General features: G+C 69.6%; 13 protein-coding genes and 1 pseudogene. 9 read left to right on the top strand and 5 right to left on the bottom strand.

From position 1 onward, the window contains the following. Nucleotides 1–241: 241 nt before the first annotated feature. The gene (locus ABD970_RS02080; RefSeq protein ID WP_345293837.1) at nucleotides 242–2,071 is read right to left on the bottom strand and encodes a monovalent cation:proton antiporter-2 (CPA2) family protein; all 1,830 of its coding nucleotides are present in this window, start codon (nucleotides 2,069–2,071) and stop codon (nucleotides 242–244) included. Between ABD970_RS02080 and ABD970_RS02075 the strand changes: the two genes are divergently transcribed. Beyond that, nucleotides 2,051–3,064, top strand: a complete 1,014-nt coding sequence (locus ABD970_RS02075) for an energy transducer TonB (RefSeq protein ID WP_345293836.1) — start codon at nucleotides 2,051–2,053, stop codon at nucleotides 3,062–3,064. The two genes, ABD970_RS02080 and ABD970_RS02075, sit on opposite strands and share 21 nt — an antisense overlap. Nucleotides 3,065–3,396: 332 nt before the next feature. Further along, nucleotides 3,397–4,446 (top strand): GGDEF domain-containing protein, encoded by a 1,050-nt coding sequence (locus ABD970_RS02070; RefSeq protein WP_345293835.1) that lies wholly within the window; start codon nucleotides 3,397–3,399, stop codon nucleotides 4,444–4,446. A gap of 76 nt (nucleotides 4,447–4,522) precedes the next feature. On the opposite strand, the gene rho is transcribed toward ABD970_RS02070, so the two are convergent. Both rho and trxA read right to left on the bottom strand, forming a co-directional pair. Beyond that, on the bottom strand, nucleotides 4,523–6,163 hold the full coding sequence (rho, locus tag ABD970_RS02065) for a transcription termination factor Rho (RefSeq protein WP_425563026.1): 1,641 nt from the start codon (nucleotides 6,161–6,163) through the stop codon (nucleotides 4,523–4,525). Nucleotides 6,164–6,409: 246 nt separating this feature from the next. Then, the gene (trxA, locus tag ABD970_RS02060; RefSeq protein WP_345293834.1) at nucleotides 6,410–6,736 is read right to left on the bottom strand and encodes a thioredoxin TrxA; all 327 of its coding nucleotides are present in this window, start codon (nucleotides 6,734–6,736) and stop codon (nucleotides 6,410–6,412) included. Nucleotides 6,737–6,997: 261 nt separating this feature from the next. Between trxA and rhlB the strand changes: the two genes are divergently transcribed. The 7 genes and pseudogenes from rhlB to ABD970_RS02025 all read left to right on the top strand — a co-directional run. Further along, nucleotides 6,998–8,776 (top strand): ATP-dependent RNA helicase RhlB, encoded by a 1,779-nt coding sequence (rhlB, locus tag ABD970_RS02055; protein ID WP_345293833.1) that lies wholly within the window; start codon nucleotides 6,998–7,000, stop codon nucleotides 8,774–8,776. Nucleotides 8,777–8,928: 152 nt separating this feature from the next. Beyond that, nucleotides 8,929–9,618, top strand: coding sequence for a cell division ATP-binding protein FtsE (ftsE, locus tag ABD970_RS02050; protein WP_345293832.1), 690 nt, complete (start codon nucleotides 8,929–8,931; stop codon nucleotides 9,616–9,618). After that, nucleotides 9,611–10,570, top strand: a complete 960-nt coding sequence (ftsX, locus tag ABD970_RS02045) for a permease-like cell division protein FtsX (RefSeq protein WP_345293831.1) — start codon at nucleotides 9,611–9,613, stop codon at nucleotides 10,568–10,570. Before ftsE ends, ftsX begins: the two co-directional genes overlap by 8 nt. 3 nt (nucleotides 10,571–10,573) lie before the next feature. After that, nucleotides 10,574–11,419 (top strand): response regulator, encoded by an 846-nt coding sequence (locus tag ABD970_RS02040; protein WP_345293830.1) that lies wholly within the window; start codon nucleotides 10,574–10,576, stop codon nucleotides 11,417–11,419. 60 nt (nucleotides 11,420–11,479) lie between these two features. Then, nucleotides 11,480–12,193 (top strand): uracil-DNA glycosylase, encoded by a 714-nt coding sequence (gene ung, locus ABD970_RS02035; RefSeq protein WP_345293829.1) that lies wholly within the window; start codon nucleotides 11,480–11,482, stop codon nucleotides 12,191–12,193. Between the two features lie 114 nt (nucleotides 12,194–12,307). Beyond that, nucleotides 12,308–13,186, top strand: a complete 879-nt coding sequence (gene rpoH / locus ABD970_RS02030) for an RNA polymerase sigma factor RpoH (RefSeq protein ID WP_345293828.1) — start codon at nucleotides 12,308–12,310, stop codon at nucleotides 13,184–13,186. Nucleotides 13,187–13,434: 248 nt separating this feature from the next. After that, a pseudogene (locus ABD970_RS02025) lies at nucleotides 13,435–13,776 on the top strand (DUF1203 domain-containing protein); the annotation flags it as partial. A gap of 71 nt (nucleotides 13,777–13,847) precedes the next feature. On the opposite strand, the gene zupT reads toward ABD970_RS02025, so the two are convergent. Both zupT and ABD970_RS02015 read right to left on the bottom strand, forming a co-directional pair. Next, nucleotides 13,848–14,657, bottom strand: a complete 810-nt coding sequence (gene zupT / locus ABD970_RS02020) for a zinc transporter ZupT (protein ID WP_345293827.1) — start codon at nucleotides 14,655–14,657, stop codon at nucleotides 13,848–13,850. Nucleotides 14,658–14,888: 231 nt separating this feature from the next. After that, on the bottom strand, nucleotides 14,889–16,181 hold the full coding sequence (locus ABD970_RS02015; protein WP_345293826.1) for an MFS transporter: 1,293 nt from the start codon (nucleotides 16,179–16,181) through the stop codon (nucleotides 14,889–14,891). Nucleotides 16,182–16,257: the final 76 nt, after the last annotated feature.

The raw sequence follows: 16,257 nt of genomic DNA, 5'->3' as shown, positions 1-16,257 counted from the left end.
GTCCTGCGCGAGCCGCGCTAGCGGCGACACGCAAGAAGCAGGGAGCGTGCCCTGCGCGAGCCGCGTTATCGGCGACACGCAGGCAGCGGCAAGGCGTCTCTTGCGCGAGCCGGGCGCACGGCGACTTGCAGCAGGAACGGCAACGCTTGCACCCACCGCACTCGCGTTGATGCCTGGGGATCGCGGAACCGCGTGTGGTCGCGAGGTGCGCTCCGCACGCAGCCCCGGCGCGGTGGCGGCACTACGATCCTGGCGTGCCGGCGCCATCCTCACCCCGCGCGGTGTCGTCGCCGCCACGGTCGGCCTCGAACAGGCGCTCCAGTTCCCGGCGCCCCGCCTGCGCGCTCGCCACCAGGGCGTCCTCGTCCTCGTAGATCGCGTGCTGGCTGGCCAGCATGGCCTCGTCGTGCTCGCGGAAGCGTTGCGTGCGTGCCTCGGCCACGGCGCGGTCGACGTCCAGCGATACCAGCACGTCGCGGCCCATCTCCAGCGCCGAGGCGAAAGTTTCGCGGAACACCTCCACGCCCTCGTCCATCAGCTGCCAGGCGTGGCGCCGGTCGTGGGCCCGGGCGAACACGCGCAGGTGCGGATACAGGCGACGCACGGTGCGCGTCACCTCCAGTCCGTGGTCGATGTCCTCGATGGCGTTGATGAACACGCGGGCCTCGGCGGCACCCGCCGCGCGCAGCAGCTCCTGGCGGGCGGGGTCGCCGTAGTGGATGCGATTGCCGAAGCGGCGCACGAAGTCCACGGTGTCGGGATCGGCTTCCAGGGCGACGAACGGGATCTTCTGCGCCGCCAGCAGGCGCGCCACGATCTGGCCGAACCGGCCGAAGCCGGCGACGATGACCTGCGGGTGCGCGGACTCGGGCATCGGATCGTAGTCGCGCTTGGCGGCGGGCTCGTCGCCGCGCTCGCTGGCGCGCAGCAACCATCCGATCGCGATCACCAGCAAGGGCGTGATCGCCATCGAGAGCCCGACGATCGCCAGCAGGCGGTCGTGCGTGGCCGCGTCCAGCAATCCCGTGCGGCTGGCCTCGGTGAACACCACGAAGGCGAATTCGCCGCCGAGCGCGAGCACGCCGCCGAGCCGCAAGGCCTCCGGCCGCGACAGGCCGCCGGGCCGCAGCCCGATCGCGAACAGGATCGAGAACTTGACCACCATCAGCACCGCCAGCCCGGCCAGGATGGCCGCGGGTTCGGCGGCGACGCGGTCCAGGTCGATGCTCATGCCCACGGCCATGAAGAACAGGCCGAGCAGCAGGCCCTTGAAGGGCGCGATCTGCGATTCGATCTCGTGGCGGAACTCCGAATCGGCCAGCAGCACGCCGGCCAGGAACGCGCCCAGGCCCATGCTCAGGCCCGCCAGCTGCATCACCCAGGCCGCGCCCAGCACGGCGAGCAAGGCGCTGGCGGTCATCATTTCCGGCACGCCGATGCGCACCGCCACCCGGAACAGCTGGCGCAGCAGCAGCCGGCCGCCGAGCACCACCACCGCGATCGCGGCGACCGCCTGCAGCAGGTTCATCCACACCGGCTGGCCGTCGGTGGCGCTGGCCTGGCCCAGCAACGGCACGGCGGCGATCAGCGGGATGGCGGCGATGTCCTGGAAAAGCAGGATCGCGAAGGCCAGCCGGCCATGCCCGGTGCCCAGCGCACGGCGTTCCGACAGCAGCTGCAGGCTCACCGCCGTCGACGACAAAGCCAGGCCTAGGCCGACCACCAGCGCCGCCTGCCAGCGCATCCCGTCCATCAGCGCGAACGCGCCCAGCGCCAGCGCGCAGAGCGCCACCTGCAGGCCGCCGGCGCCAAACACCGGCTTGCGCATCAGCTTCAGCCGCGGCAGCGACAACTCCAGGCCGATGACGAACAGCATTATCACCACGCCGATCTCGCTGGCCGCCAGCACCGGCTCGGCATCGCGCACCACCGCCGCCCCGTCCGGACCCAGCGCCAGCCCCGCGGCCAGGTACCCCAGCACGGCGCCCAGCCCGAAGCGCTTGAACAGCGGCACCGCGATCACCGCCGCGAGCAGGAACACCAACGCGAGTTGCAGGCCGCTGCCGTGCATGGGCACCTCCTGCAGCGATTATGCGCGGAAGCCTTTGCCGAGCGCGCCGGCGGATCTCGCGAACGGCGTACCTCGCCCGCCGCCCGGACAGCCGATATGCTCTCCACGACGCTGGCACGGAGGATGGCAATGAAGCGAGGGGCATGGCTGGCAATGGTCCTGTGGGCCTGCGCTGCGGGGGCGTTTGCTGCAGGCAAGGATGAAGCGAGAAAGCAGGCCGAGTCTTCGATGCTCGTGACCGGCACCGTCGATATCGACGCGGAGGGCCGCGTGGAGCGCCATGCGCTGGACAAGCCCGAGGCCTTGCCGCCTGCCGTGGTCGAACTGGTCGACAGGCATGCGCCAGGCTGGCGTTTCGAGCCGGTGGCGGTCGACGGTAAGCCAGTCAAGGCGCGCGCGAAGATGAGTTTGCGACTGGTCGCAACGAAACTGGCGGACGATGCTTTCCAGTTGCGGATTCGCAGCGGCGTGTTCGGTGGCGATGGCACGGTCGCGCGCGAACAGCAGGTCACGTCCGCCCAGATGCGTCCGCCTGAATACCCGCCTGCCGCTTACTGGGCGGGCGTGCAGGGCACGGTGTACCTGGTCCTTCGCATTGGCCGGGACGGCAAGGTCGAGGATTCGTTCGCCGAACAGGTCAATCTCACCGTGGTCGGCACGGACAAACAGATGCGGAGCGGCCGCGAGGCGCTGGCGGGTGCGGCGATGAAGGCCGCCCGGCGTTGGCGGTTCGTTCCGCCCCGTGTCGGGAGTGAAGCCGATGCGGAGTTCTGGTCGGTGCGCGTGCCGGTCGAGTTCACACTCGCCGATAGTGTTGGTTCGAGGCGGGGCAAGTACGGGCAGTGGGACACGTACGTTCCGGGGCCTCGTCAGACCGCGCCGTGGCTCCTGGAGGAGTTGAACGCCAGCGACAGCCCGGACAGCTATGCGGCCAATGGCGTCCATCCCGTCGGCGAAGGGTTGCGACTCTTGACGCCACTGGGCGATGGCTAGGCTGGCGGCCAGCAACAAGCAAGAAGCCCCGCATCGCAGTGATGCGGCGGTCCAGGCGCACCTCGGAGTTGGCGGTGCCCTTGAACGACTCCTAGATCACCAGCCCCCTTTCGTGCTCCACCAGGCGCTTGGCGCGTTGGACCATCATCTCGGCGATCCGCACGTGGCGCGCGGTGCCGTGCAGGGCATCGGATGGCATGTCGCCCGCGGCGCCGCGAAGGCGGGCGCCGGGGCCGGAGGCGGGCACCATACGGCAGCGCAGCTTGCGCTCAAGCCGCGCGCGGGGTCCAATCCGCGCATACGGGGGCTTTGCGCCACCGGCGGGGAGCGCCTTGGCGGCTTCACCTACAAGAGATAATTTCCAGCTGGTCGTCATCCTGCTGTTCGGCCTGATCGCGGTCCTGGCGATCGTGCCATTCGCGGTCTACCGGGTGATGTCCGGCGACCTGCTGGCGGCGGTCGTCGACATGGGCATCCTGGCCTGCATCATCGGCGGCGTCCTGTACGCTTGGCGCGGCGGCAACGTCGCTTACGCCGGACTGGCGGTGATGCTGACCAGCACCACCGGGGGACTGGTGGTCGCGAAGATGTTCGGGCTGGCGGGTTTGTTCTGGATGGGCCCGATCCTGCTCGCGAACTTCCTGCTGGTGCAGCGACGCTGGGCGTTGGCGATCGCCGTCGCGGCGATCGCGATCATCCTGATCGAGGGATCCGCGTTCGCCAGCGCACTCGAGGCCTGGATGTTCGCGGCCACGGCCTCGGTGACGATCCTGTTCGCCGCGGTTTTCGCCAGCCGCACCGAATCGCAGCGGATCCGCCTGGAAGCCCTGGCCGCGCACGACACCCTGACCGGCGCCAAGAACCGGCTGGCGATGGAGGCGGCCTTGCGTGGCGCGGTGGCGGGCAGGCGCGAGGTGGACGAGCCCTGCGGCCTGGCGATCCTGGACCTGGACCATTTCAAGCGGATCAACGACCGCCACGGCCACGAGGCCGGGGACCGGGTGTTGTCGCGCTTCGTGGCGATCGTGATGAGCCGGATCCGGCGTGGCGACTCCCTGTTCCGCTATGGCGGCGAGGAGTTCGTCCTGCTGGTGCCGGGGGTCGATGCCGGCGCGTTGCAGCGGGTCGCCGAGAACGTTCGCAGTGCCGTTGAACAGGAGTTCTCGTCAGAACATCCACCCGTCACCGTGTCCATCGGCGCGACGATCCGCGAACCCGACGACGACTGGCAGAGCTGGTTGGGCCGGGCGGATGCCGCCATGTACCGGGCCAAGCGCGAAGGCCGCAACCGCGTGTGCATCGCCGGTCCGGGGGAGCAACGCCCCGTGAAAGCAGCGCCGAGCGGGAAGGCACCCGCGCCGGAGGACGCCGCGCTCTCGTAGCGGCAACGGTCCACCAGGGAGCAGGAACGGAAACGCCCCGCATGGCGGGGCGCTCCGGGCACGCTGGCGGGATCGCTCAGCGTTTCATCGACGAGAAGAATTCCTCGTTCGACTTGGTGGTCTTCATCTTGTCGAGCAGGAACTCCATCGCGGCGATCTCGTCCATCGGGTGCAGCAGCTTGCGCAGGATCCAGATCTTCTGCAGCAGGTCCGGCTCGATCAGCAAGTCCTCGCGGCGCGTGCCGGACTGGTTGACGTTGATCGCCGGGTAGACGCGCTTCTCGGTGATGCGGCGGTCCAGGTGCACCTCGGAGTTGCCGGTGCCCTTGAACTCCTCGTAGATCACCTTGTCCATGGCGCTGCCGGTGTCGACCAGCGCGGTGGCGATGATCGTCAGCGAGCCGCCCTCCTCGACGTTGCGCGCGGCGCCGAAGAAGCGCTTCGGACGGTGCAGCGCGTTGGCGTCGACGCCACCGGTCAGCACCTTGCCGGAGCTCGGCACCACGTTGTTGTAGGCGCGGGCCAGGCGGGTGATCGAGTCGAGCAGGATCACCACGTCCTTCTTGTGCTCGACCAGGCGCTTGGCGCGTTCGATCACCATCTCGGCGACCTGCACGTGGCGCGCGGCGGGCTCGTCGAAGGTCGAGGAGATCACCTCGCCGCGCACGGTGCGCTGCATCTCGGTCACTTCCTCGGGCCGCTCGTCGATCAGCAGCACGATCAGGTGCGTGTCGGGATGGTTGGTGGTGATGGCGGTGGCGATCTGCTGCATCATGATCGTCTTGCCGGCCTTGGGCGGCGACACGATCAGCGCGCGCTGGCCCTTGCCTTGCGGGGCCATCAGGTCGAGCACGCGCCCGGCGATGTCCTCGCTGGAGCCGTCGCCGCGCTCGAGCTTGAAGCGCTGGCGCGGGAATAGCGGCGTCAGGTTCTCGAACAGCACCTTGCCCTTGCTGGCTTCCAGCGGCTCGCCGTTGATGGTGTCGAGCACCGACAGCGCGAAATAGCGTTCGCCGTCCTTGGGCCAGCGGATGCGGCCGGAGAGGTGGTCGCCGGTGCGCAGGTTGAAGCGGCGGATCTGGCTGGGGCTGATGTAGACGTCGTCGGGGCCGGCCAGGTAGCTGGCCTCGGCCGCGCGCAGGAAGCCGAAGCCATCGGGCAGCAGCTCGAGCACGCCGTCGGCGACCACGCCCTCGCCGTGCCGGGTCAGCACCTTGAGCAGGGCGAAGATCACTTCCTGCTTGCGCGAGCGCGCCACGCCCTCGTGGATGTCCAGCTGCTCGGCGATGTCCATCAGCTTCTGCGCCGGCATCCGCTTGAGGTCGCTCAGCGAGTACTGCGGAAAGCCCTCCGGGATGTTCGGCGGCGGCAGGCGCTGGCCTTGGTCGTTGTTGTCGTCGCGCGGCAAACCGTCATCGCGCCCGCCGGGGCGGTTGCGGCGATTGCGGTGGCGGTCCCGGCGGTTGCCCTGGCGGTGGCCGCCGTCATGCTGCTTGGACTGGTTGTGCTGGTCGCCGCCCTGGGGCTGGCCACCGGAAGCATCCTTCTGCCCGCCGTCGCCGGACGACTTGTCTTGCGACGATTCGGGCTTGGGGGTCGGGGCGGCTTCGGCCGCCGCGGGGGCGTCGGCCTTGTCGGCCTTGGGTTTCTTGACGACGCGCGGCTTGCGCACGCGCTTCTCGGCGGTGTCGCCGGAATCGGAGGTGTTGTCGGACAAAGTGGAAAATCCTCGCTTGCTGCGAGCGCCCGGAGACGGGCGGGAGCTGGGAATGGGGAGCTTTCAGACGGGGTGCGGCGCCTGGATCGCGCCGGTGCAGGGCGAAACTAGCACCGCGCAGGGCTGCCGGCAAGCGCGCCGGCAAGATCGTTCAGCGTGGGAGCCCGTCCGGGAGGGGTGGACGGGCGTCCCGCCGGGCGTCGGCGGGAAGATGCCATCAGTCGTTCGCGCAACGGCTGGCAGCCCTCAGAGCGCCTTGTCGATCATCTGCGCCAGCTGCGCCTTGCCGACGGCGCCGATCTGCGTCGCCTCGACCTGGCCGCCCTTGAACAGCAGCAGCATCGGGATCGAGCGCACGTGGTACTTCATCGCGGTCGCGCGGTTCTGGTCGATGTCGATCTTGACCACTTTCGCCCGGCCGGCATACGTGTCGGCCAATTCGTCCAGGGCGGGGGCGATCATCTTGCACGGCCCGCACCACGGGGCCCAGAAGTCCACCAGGACCGGTTCGTCCGACGCCAGGACGGTCTGGTCGAAATCGGCATCGGAGGCATGGATCAGGTGTTCGCTCACGGGGTTCTCCTTGGGCTGGGCGACGGCCACGGGCATCGTGCCGGCAAGTAACTGATAAACTGGGGCGATTCCCGGTGCGATTCAAGCACGCTCGCCGCAAGCCGGTGGGCGCATCGATCCGGATCCGATCAAGGGCTGGCCCATGGGCGAACCGGGGACGTTCCCCGGGCCACTGACTTCCCGACCATCGCCCGCGCAGTCTGCTTGGCTGCCGCCTTCCACGCAAGCGCGCCTGTCGCGCGGAGCCCCAAGAATTCCCGCATGAGCGAAAAACCCCTTACCGACGTCACCTTCTCCTCCTTCGACCTGCACCCGAGCCTGCTGGCCGGACTCGAGGCCGCCGGATTCACGCGTTGCACGCCGATCCAGGCGTTGACCCTGCCGCTCGCGCTCTCCGGGCGCGATGTCGCCGGGCAGGCCCAGACCGGCACCGGCAAGACGCTGGCCTTCCTGATCGCGGTCATCAACCGCCTGCTCACGCGGCCCGCGCTGGCAGAGCGCCAGCCGGGCGATCCGCGTGCGCTGATCCTGGCCCCGACCCGCGAACTGGCGATCCAGATCCACAAGGACGCGGTGAAGTTCGCGTCCGACCTCGGCCTGCGCTTCGCCCTCGTCTACGGCGGCGTCGACTACGACAAGCAGCGGGCGCTGCTGCAGGAAGGCGTCGACGTCATCATCGCCACGCCCGGCCGCCTCATCGACTACGTCAAGCAGCACAAGGTCGTGTCCCTGCACGCCTGCGAGGCCTGCGTGCTCGACGAGGCCGACCGCATGTTCGACTTGGGCTTCATCAAGGACATCCGCTTCCTGCTGCGCCGCATGCCGGTGCGCACCGAGCGGCAGACCCTGCTGTTCTCGGCAACGCTCAGCCATCGCGTGCTGGAGCTGGCCTACGAGCACATGAACGAGCCCGAGAAGATCGTGGTGGAGACCGAGTTCATCACCAACGCCAAGGTGCGGCAGGCGATGTACTTCCCGGCCGACGACGAGAAGCTGAAGTTGCTGCTGGGCCTGCTGTCGCGCAGCGAGGGCGCGCGGACGATGGTGTTCGTCAACACCAAGGTCTTCGTCGAGCGGGTCGCGCGCGCGCTGGAGCGGGCCGGCTACCGCGTCGGCGTGCTGTCGGGCGACGTGCCGCAGAAGAAGCGCGAGACCCTGCTGAAGAAATTCCAGGCCGGCAAGCTCGAGCTGCTGGTCGCCACCGACGTGGCCGCGCGCGGCCTGCATATCGACGGCGTGTCGCACGTCTACAACTACGACCTGCCGTTCGACGCCGAGGACTACGTGCACCGCATCGGCCGCACCGCGCGCCTTGGCGCCGAGGGTGATGCCATCAGCTTCGCCTGCGAACGCTACGCGATGTCGCTCCCGGACATAGAGGCCTACATCGAGCAGAAGATCCCGGTCGAGCCGGTCACGCAGGAACTGTTGACGGCCTTGCCGCGCAAGCCGCGTGCCGATGCCGAGGGCGACGAGGAGAGCATCGGCGAGATCTTCAAGGAGGCGCGCGAGCAGCGGGCCGCCGAAGACGCCCGCCGGGGCGGTGGTCGCAGCGCCGGCCGTGGCCGCGGTACCGGTGCCCCCGGTGCCCCGCCGCGCGAACGCAAGCCGCGTCCGCCCCGCGAGGCGGCGGCGAAGGACGAGTCCGTGGTCCAGGCCGACGCGCCAAAGCCAGACGCCCCCAAGCCCGCGGCCGCACCCGCGCCCGCGCCCGCCGCAGGGGCGGACGGCGAACGCCCGCCCCGCAAGCGCCGCCGGCGGCGTGGTGGACGTCGCCTGAAGGACGCCGAGGGCGCCAGCCCAGCAGCCGCCGAGTCCACGCCCGCGCCACGCAAGCCACGGCCGGACCGGCCGGCGAACAAGCGCGCCGACAAGCCCGGGGAGCGCGCCGGCCGCGCCGACGCCAAGCCCGCCCGCCCGCGCCAGGTGGCCGCCAAGACCGGCGCTGCGCCGAAGGCCGAGTCCGGGCCGTCGCTGTTCTCGCGCATCGGCCAGGGCCTCAGGAAACTGGTCAAGCGCGCGCCGCGGTCCCAGCACTAGGCGCGCTCGCCACGACGCGGCGGTCCCGCGCGGCAACGCGAGCGTCGTTGCCCGCGCCGCGCCGGGCGCCGGGATGATTGCCTGCACCGAGGCGGTCATAATCGACGCCATCGGGCGATGCACCCGATCCCGACATCCAGCCCCGGACCGCCATGACCGTCCTGCGTTTCGATTCCGTCAGCAAGCAGTACCCGGGCGGGCGGGTGGCGCTCGAGGACGTGAGCTTCGATGTCGGCGCGGGCGAAATGCTGTTCGTCACCGGGCACTCCGGAGCGGGAAAGAGCACCCTGCTGAAGTTGATCCACCTCTCCGAGCGCCCCAGCCGCGGCGCGGTGCTGTTCGGCGAGCGCAACCTGCTCAAGGTGCGCGGCCGCCGGGTGGCCATGCACCGGCGCGAAGTCGGCGTGGTCTTCCAGGACCACCGCCTGCTGACCGACCGCAGCGTGTTCGAGAACATCGCCCTGCCGCTGATCCTGCGCGGCATGCGTCGCGGCGAGATCGGCAAGCGCGTGCGCAGCGTGCTCGAACGGCTGGGATTGGGCGATCGCGAACGCGCCTTGCCCACCCAGCTGTCCGCGGGCGAACAGCAGCGCGTCGGCATCGCCCGCGCCGTCGTGTCGGAACCGCGCTTGCTGGTCGCCGACGAACCGACCGGCAACCTCGACCCGACCTTGTCGGCCGAGATCCTCGCCCTTTTCTCCGCGCTGCCCGAGCACGGCACCAGCGTGCTGGTCGCCAGCCACGACCTCGGGCTGGTCAAGCGCATGCGCAAGCGGGTGCTGGTGCTCGACCAGGGCCGGCTGGTCGACGACATCGCCCCGGAGGACCTGGCCGATGCCTGAGCGTCCGCTGCAGGGCCCGTCGGCGCGTCCGTCGCGCACGTCCGCCGGGGTCGGGACCTGGCTCGACCACCACTTGTACAGCGTGGTTGCCAGCTTCGGTCGGCTGTTCCGCCGGCCGTTCGCGACCCTGCTGACCGTCGGTGTCCTGGCGATCGCGCTGGCCTTGCCGCTGGGACTGTGGCTCGCGCTGGACAATGTCGAACGCTTCGCCGGCACGGTGCAGCAGTCGCGCGAGATCAGCGTGTTCCTTGCCCCGGACACGGACGCGGCGCGCGTCGTCGCGCTGGCAGACGAATTGCGGGCGCGCGGCAACGTCGGCGGCGTGGAGCACCGGACGCCCGACCAGGGCCTGGAGGCGCTGCGCGCCCACAGCGGCCTCGGCGAGGCGATCGACGCGCTGGGCGACAACCCGCTGCCGCACGTGCTGGTCGTGACCCCGGCAGGCGACGAAGCGCTGGTGGCCGATTCCCTGCGCCAGCTGCCGGAGGCCGAGCTGGTCCAGCACGACGCGCAGTGGCGCCAGCGCCTGGACGGGTGGCTGCGCTTCGGTGGCCGCACCGCCTGGGTGCTGGCGGCGCTGTTCGGCCTGGGCGGGTTGCTGGTGGTGGGCAACACGGTGCGCCTGGATATCCAGTCGCGTCGCGAGGAAATCGGCGTGCTGCAGTTGCTGGGCGCCACGGACGGCTTCATCCGCCGGCCGTTCCTGTACCTGGGGGCGTGGTACGGTCTGGCCGCCGGTGCGCTGGCGCTGGGCCTGCTCGCCCTGGCCGGGATGGCGCTGCGGCCTGCGGTGTCCGACCTGGCCGCCAGCTACGGCAGCAGTTTCGGGCTGCAGGGGTTCATCCCGGTGCACGCCGCCTGGGTCTTCGCCGGTGCGACGGTACTCGGCTGGCTCGGCGCCCGCGTGGTGACCGGGCACTTCCTGCGCCAGACGCGCCCGACCGAGACCTAGGCGATGACCACGCTCCACGACATGCGCCACCTGGCCAGCGATACGCCGCGGATCATGGTGGTCGACGGCTCGCGCCTGGTGCGCAAGCTGATCGGCGACGTCCTCCGCCAGGAATTGCCCGACGTCGAGGTCGTGGGTTGCGCGGACCTGTCCGAGGCCCGCAGCGCCCTCGAGCAGGCGCCCGTCGACCTGGTCACGACCTCGCTGGTGCTGCCCGACGCCGACGGCCTCCAGCTCGCCCGCGCGGTGCGCGAGGCGGCCGGGCAGCGCTACGTGCCGGTGATCGTGGTGTCCGGCGACGTGCAGGCGCACCTGGAGACGCGGCGCTTCACCGAGGACGTCACCGACTATTTCGACAAGGCCAACGGCCACCAGGCGCTCGCGGCGTTCATCCGCGGCTACGTCCAGCCCGAGACCATCCCCGGCGCGCACGTGCTCTACATCGAGGACAGCCGCACGGTGGCGCTGGCGACCATGCGCATGCTCCAGGCGCAGCAGTTGCAGGTCACGCACATGATCAGCGCCGAGGAAGCGCTGGACTACCTGCGCGCGAAGCGCGACGACGACCCGCCCGGCGCCGACCTGCTGCTGACCGACGTGTACCTCAAGGGCGAGCTGAGCGGCCGCGAGCTGGTGCAGGCGGTGCGCGAGGAATTCGGCTACGGCAAGCGCCGCCTGCCGGTGCTGGTGATGACCGGCGACTTCAACCGCGTCAACCAGATGGCCTTGCTGCGCGACGGTGCCAACGACCTGGTGCTCAAGCCGATCGAGGAACGCCTGCTGGTGACCAAGGTGCTGTTCCAGTTGCGGATGTCGCGCCTGCCCGAGATGCCCGACATCGCGCCGTGACCGCGCGCGGCAACCCCCCCTTGGCCGCGGCACCGGCCGCCGTGCGGATGCGCTAGGGCCATGGGCGAGGACCGCATCCGGCTCGAACCCTCCTGGAAGGCGCGCGTCGGCGACTGGCTGCAGCGCGACGACATGCGCCAGCTGTCGCGGTTCCTGCGCGAGCGCAAGGCCGCGGGCGCCCGCATCTACCCGCCGGGCCCCCGGATCTTCGCTGCATTCGACGCCACGCCGTTCGACGCAGTGAAGGTGGTGGTCCTGGGGCAGGATCCGTACCACGGAGAAGGCCAGGCCCACGGCCTGTGCTTCTCGGTACAGCCGGGCGTGCCGGTGCCGCCCTCGCTGCAGAACATCTACAAGGAAATCGAGCGCGACCTCGGCATCCCCCGCCCCGACCACGGCCACCTGGTGGCGTGGGCGCGGCGTGGGGTGCTGCTGCTCAACGCCGTGCTGACCGTGGAGGCGGGCCGGCCGGGCAGCCACCAGGGCAAGGGCTGGGAGGGTTTCACCGACCACGTGGTCGAGACGCTCGCGCGCGAGCGCGAGGGGCTGGTATTCCTGCTGTGGGGCAGCTATGCGCAGGCCAAGGGGCGGATGGTGGATGCGCGCCGCCACCGCATCCTGCGTACCACCCATCCGTCGCCGTTGTCGGCGCACCGCGGCTTCCTCGGGTGCGGGCACTTTTCCGCGGCCAACCAGTACCTGGTTCGCCAGGGGGGCGCGCCGATCGACTGGTCCCTGCCGCCATTGGCCCCGGATCCTCCCGGCCAGCCATGAGCCTGTGCTAAGTCGCCAGTGACGCCTGCTCCCACCTGATTGTTCCATGAACAGAACACTGGAAACTTCCCATTGACTTAGCAGTCACACATGGCCACTGCTAAAATGGCCGCCATGACCACGATGACCAGCAACGCCCTCGTCGCCCACAACCTGCCCGTCCCCAGTGCGCTCGGATCGCTGGACGCCTACATCGGCGCGGTCCACCAGATCCCCGTCCTGTCGGTCGAGGAGGAGCAGGCGCTCGCCCACCGCTACCGCGACCAGGAGGACCTGGAGGCCGCGCGCGAACTGGTGCATTCGCACCTGCGTTTCGTCGTCCACGTCGCCCGCGGCTACAACGGTTATGGCCTGCCGCTGGGCGACCTGATCCAGGAAGGCAACATCGGCCTGATGAAGGCCGTCAAGCGGTTCGACCCCGCGGTCGGGGTGCGCCTGGTCAGCTTCGCGGTCCACTGGATCCGTGCCGAGATGCACGAGTACATCATCAAGAACTGGCGCATCGTCAAGGTCGCCACCACCAAGGCGCAGCGCAAGCTGTTCTTCAACCTGCGCAAGAGCAAGAAGCGCCTGGGTTGGCTGAGCGCGGACGAGGTGAGCGCGGTCGCGGCCGACCTCAACGTGCCCGAGCGCGAGGTGCTGGAGATGGAGTCGCGCCTGTCCGGTCGCGACATCGGCTTCGACCTGACCGCCGACGACGACGACAACGACCGCGCGCCGCCCGCGCCGGCCGCCTACCTGATGACGCACGACGAGGATCCGTCGGAAAGCTACGAGCGCATCGACCACGAGGACAGCCAGCTGCAGTTGCTGCACGAGGGGCTGGCGAAATTGGACGAACGCTCCCGGGACATCGTCGCCCGCCGCTGGCTGGATGCCAGCAACAAGGTGACCTTGCAGGAACTCGCCGACGAATACGGCGTGTCGGCCGAACGCATCCGGCAGGTCGAGGCCAACGCGCTGAAGAAGATGAAGGCGCTGTTCGTGGCCTGAGCCGGGCAGCGCGGCGACTGGACGACGGCCCGGGAAACCGGGCCGTTTGCTTGTGCACGATGCGGATATCGCTTCCGGCGTCCGCGTCCTAGGCTGTGCCCGAACCATCGGGAGCGAGTGCCATGGGCTACGTGGTCACCGGATTGCCGCTGCAGCCGTTCCAGCCGTTGTTCGCGCTGGACGACGACGCCCTGCAGGCGCGCGGCATCCGACGAATGTAGGTCGACGCCAGGCCAGGGTTCCCGTGCCGCGTGACCCTCGTGGACGCCGAGCCCGGGGACCGGGTTCTCCTGCTGTCGTGGCAGCACCTGGACGTCGAGACGCCGTACCGCGCCGACGGTCCGATCTTCGTCAACGAGTCCGCGAAGGAGACGGGCGTCTGGCGCAACGAGGTCCCCGAGCAGCAGCGCGGCAGGTTGCTGTCGGTCCGTGCCTACGATGCCGGCGGGTGGATGCGGGACGCCGAGGTCGTCGAAGGCGTGGAACTTGCGCCGCTGGTCGATCGCTACTTCAGCGAAGCGGCCGTCGACTTCCTGCACGTCCACAACGCGCGGCGCGGCTGCTACGCCTGCCGGATCGACCGCGCCTGACGGCAGGGAATCCGGCTATCGGGTCGGGATCCGCGTCGATGCCCCGCGCGTCCCGATGGGCGACGGGGTGCTCACCACTTGAACAACACCAGGCTGACCGCCAGCACGCCCATGCCGGACACCAGGCCGTACACGGTTTCATGGCCCTTGGCGTAGCGCTTGGCCGCCGGCAGCAGTTCGTCCAGCGCCAGGAACACCATCACGCCGGCGATGACGCCGAACACCGTGCCGAACACCGCGTCGGACAGGTACGGCCGCAGCAGCACGTAGCCGATGATCGCGCCGACCGGTTCGGCCAGTCCCGACAGCAGGCAGGCGACGAAGGCGTAGGTCTTGTTGCTGGTGGCGTAGTACACGGGCACCGCGATCGCGATGCCCTCGGGGATGTTGTGGATCGCGATGGCGAACGCCAGTGGCATGCCCACGGCCGGGTTCTCAAGGGTCGCGAAGAAGGTCGCCAGCCCTTCCGGGAAGTTGTGCGCGGTGATCGCGAACGCGGTGAGCAGGCCGACGCGCTTGATGTATTCGGTGTTGTGCTGCTTGAAGAACGGATCGTCGACCTCGAGGCGCTCGTGCGGGTTGGGCACCAGCCGGTCGATCAGCACGATCATCAGCACGCCCGCGAGGAAAGCGAAGGTGCCGTAGGTGAAGCCGACCTTGTCGCCATAGCTGGTCGAGAACGCCAGGACCGACTTGTTGAGGATCTCCGACAGCGACACGAACACCATCGCGCCGCCCGCGAACGCCAGGCCGAAGGCCAGCAGGCGCGCATTGGGCGCCTTCGACCCGAACACCAGGAGGCTGCCCAGCCCGGTGCACAGGCCGGCAGCGGTGGTCACCGCGAGCGCAATCAAAAGGTTGGCGGTGGAAATCTCGACCATCGTGGTGCATGTCCTTGCGCCCGCGCAGGGCGATCGATCGGCGTGCCGGGAGCCCGGCGGGCAGGAAGGGGCCGGTCCCCGCGCCGGCCTGCCCTCATCGTAGCCGATGCCAACGCCGTGGCGATGCTGCCGCACCGTTGGCATGGATGCGACCAGGTCAAGTGAGCGGAGCGTGTCGCCATCGTCGGGGACGCCCTCGCGGACGCCCGGGATGCCGGGGGCAACGCCGGGCTACGTGTCGCGGTCGATGCGCGAGGTGCGCTTGGTGTCCGGCATCAGTACGTACACCACCAGCGAACAGGCGATGCAGGCGGTCACATACCAGTAGAAGCCGCTCTCCATGCCCGCGCCCTTGAACCACAGCGCGACGTACTCCGCGGTTCCGCCGAACGTCGCCACGGTCAGCGCATACGGCAGGCCGACGCCCAGCGCGCGGACCTCGACCGGGAACAGCTCCGCCTTCACCACCGCATTGATCGCGGTGTAGCCGCTGAGGATGGTCAGCGCGAGCATGATCAGCCAGAAGGCTTCCACGACGCTCTGCACCGACTGCAGGTGGCTCAGGATCGGGACGGTCAGCAAGGTGCCGAGCACGCCGAAGGCGATCAGGATCGGGCGCCGCCCGATGCGGTCCGACAGCGCGCCGACCGCGGGCTGGAGCAGCATGTACACGAACAGGGTGCCGGCATTGAGCAGCGACGCGTCGTGGTTGTCCATGCCGGCGCTGTTGACCAGGAACTTGTGCATGTACGTGGTGTAGGTATAGAAGGCCAGCGTGCCGCCCATGGTCAGGCCGACCACGGTCAGCAGCGCGCGCGGATGCCGCAGCAGTAGGCGCAGCGTGCCCTGGCTGTCCTGGTGCGCCGCCGAGGCGTCGGCCTCGCTGCGCGCGAACGACTCGGTTTCCTCCATGTTGCCGCGCAGCCACATCGCGGTGACCGCGGCCAGCGCGCCGATGGCGAACGGGATCCGCCATCCCCATTCGCGCAGCTGGTCGTCGGTCAGCAGCCACTGTTGCAAGGCGATCAGCACCAGCAGCGCCAGCAGGTGGCCCATCACCAGCGTCACGTACTGGAAGCTGGACCAGAAGCCCCGGTGCTCGCGGGTGGCCATCTCGCTGAGGTAGGTCGCCGAGGTGCCGTACTCGCCGCCAACGCTCAGGCCCTGCAACAGCCGCGCCAGCACCAGCAGCACCGGGGCGGCGATGCCGATCGAGGCATGCCCGGGGGTGAAGGTGATGATCAGCGAACCGGTGCACATCATCAGCACCGACAGCACCAGGGCCCGCTTGCGGCCGTGGCGGTCGGCGTACCGGCCCAGCAGCCAGCCGCCCAGCGGCCGCATCAGGAAGCCGATGGCGAAGATGGCCGCGGTATTGAGCAGTTGCGAGGTGAGGTCGCCCTCCGGGAAGAATGCGCGCGCGAAGTAGATCGAGAACGCCGCGTACACGTACCAGTCGTACCACTCGACCAGGTTGCCGACCGACCCGCTGAAGATGCTGCGAAGCCGCCGCGCGGGCGTCATGGTCCCGGCGGCGTGGGCGCGTGCCCGGCTCGTTGGTTCCTGCTCCAAGCGCACTGCCTTCGTCGTGGCGTTGGGG

Source organism: Luteimonas vadosa, from assembly GCF_039543545.1.
Taxonomy (GTDB): domain Bacteria; phylum Pseudomonadota; class Gammaproteobacteria; order Xanthomonadales; family Xanthomonadaceae; genus Luteimonas; species Luteimonas vadosa.
This window is presented reverse-complemented; position numbering and strand designations above follow the sequence as displayed.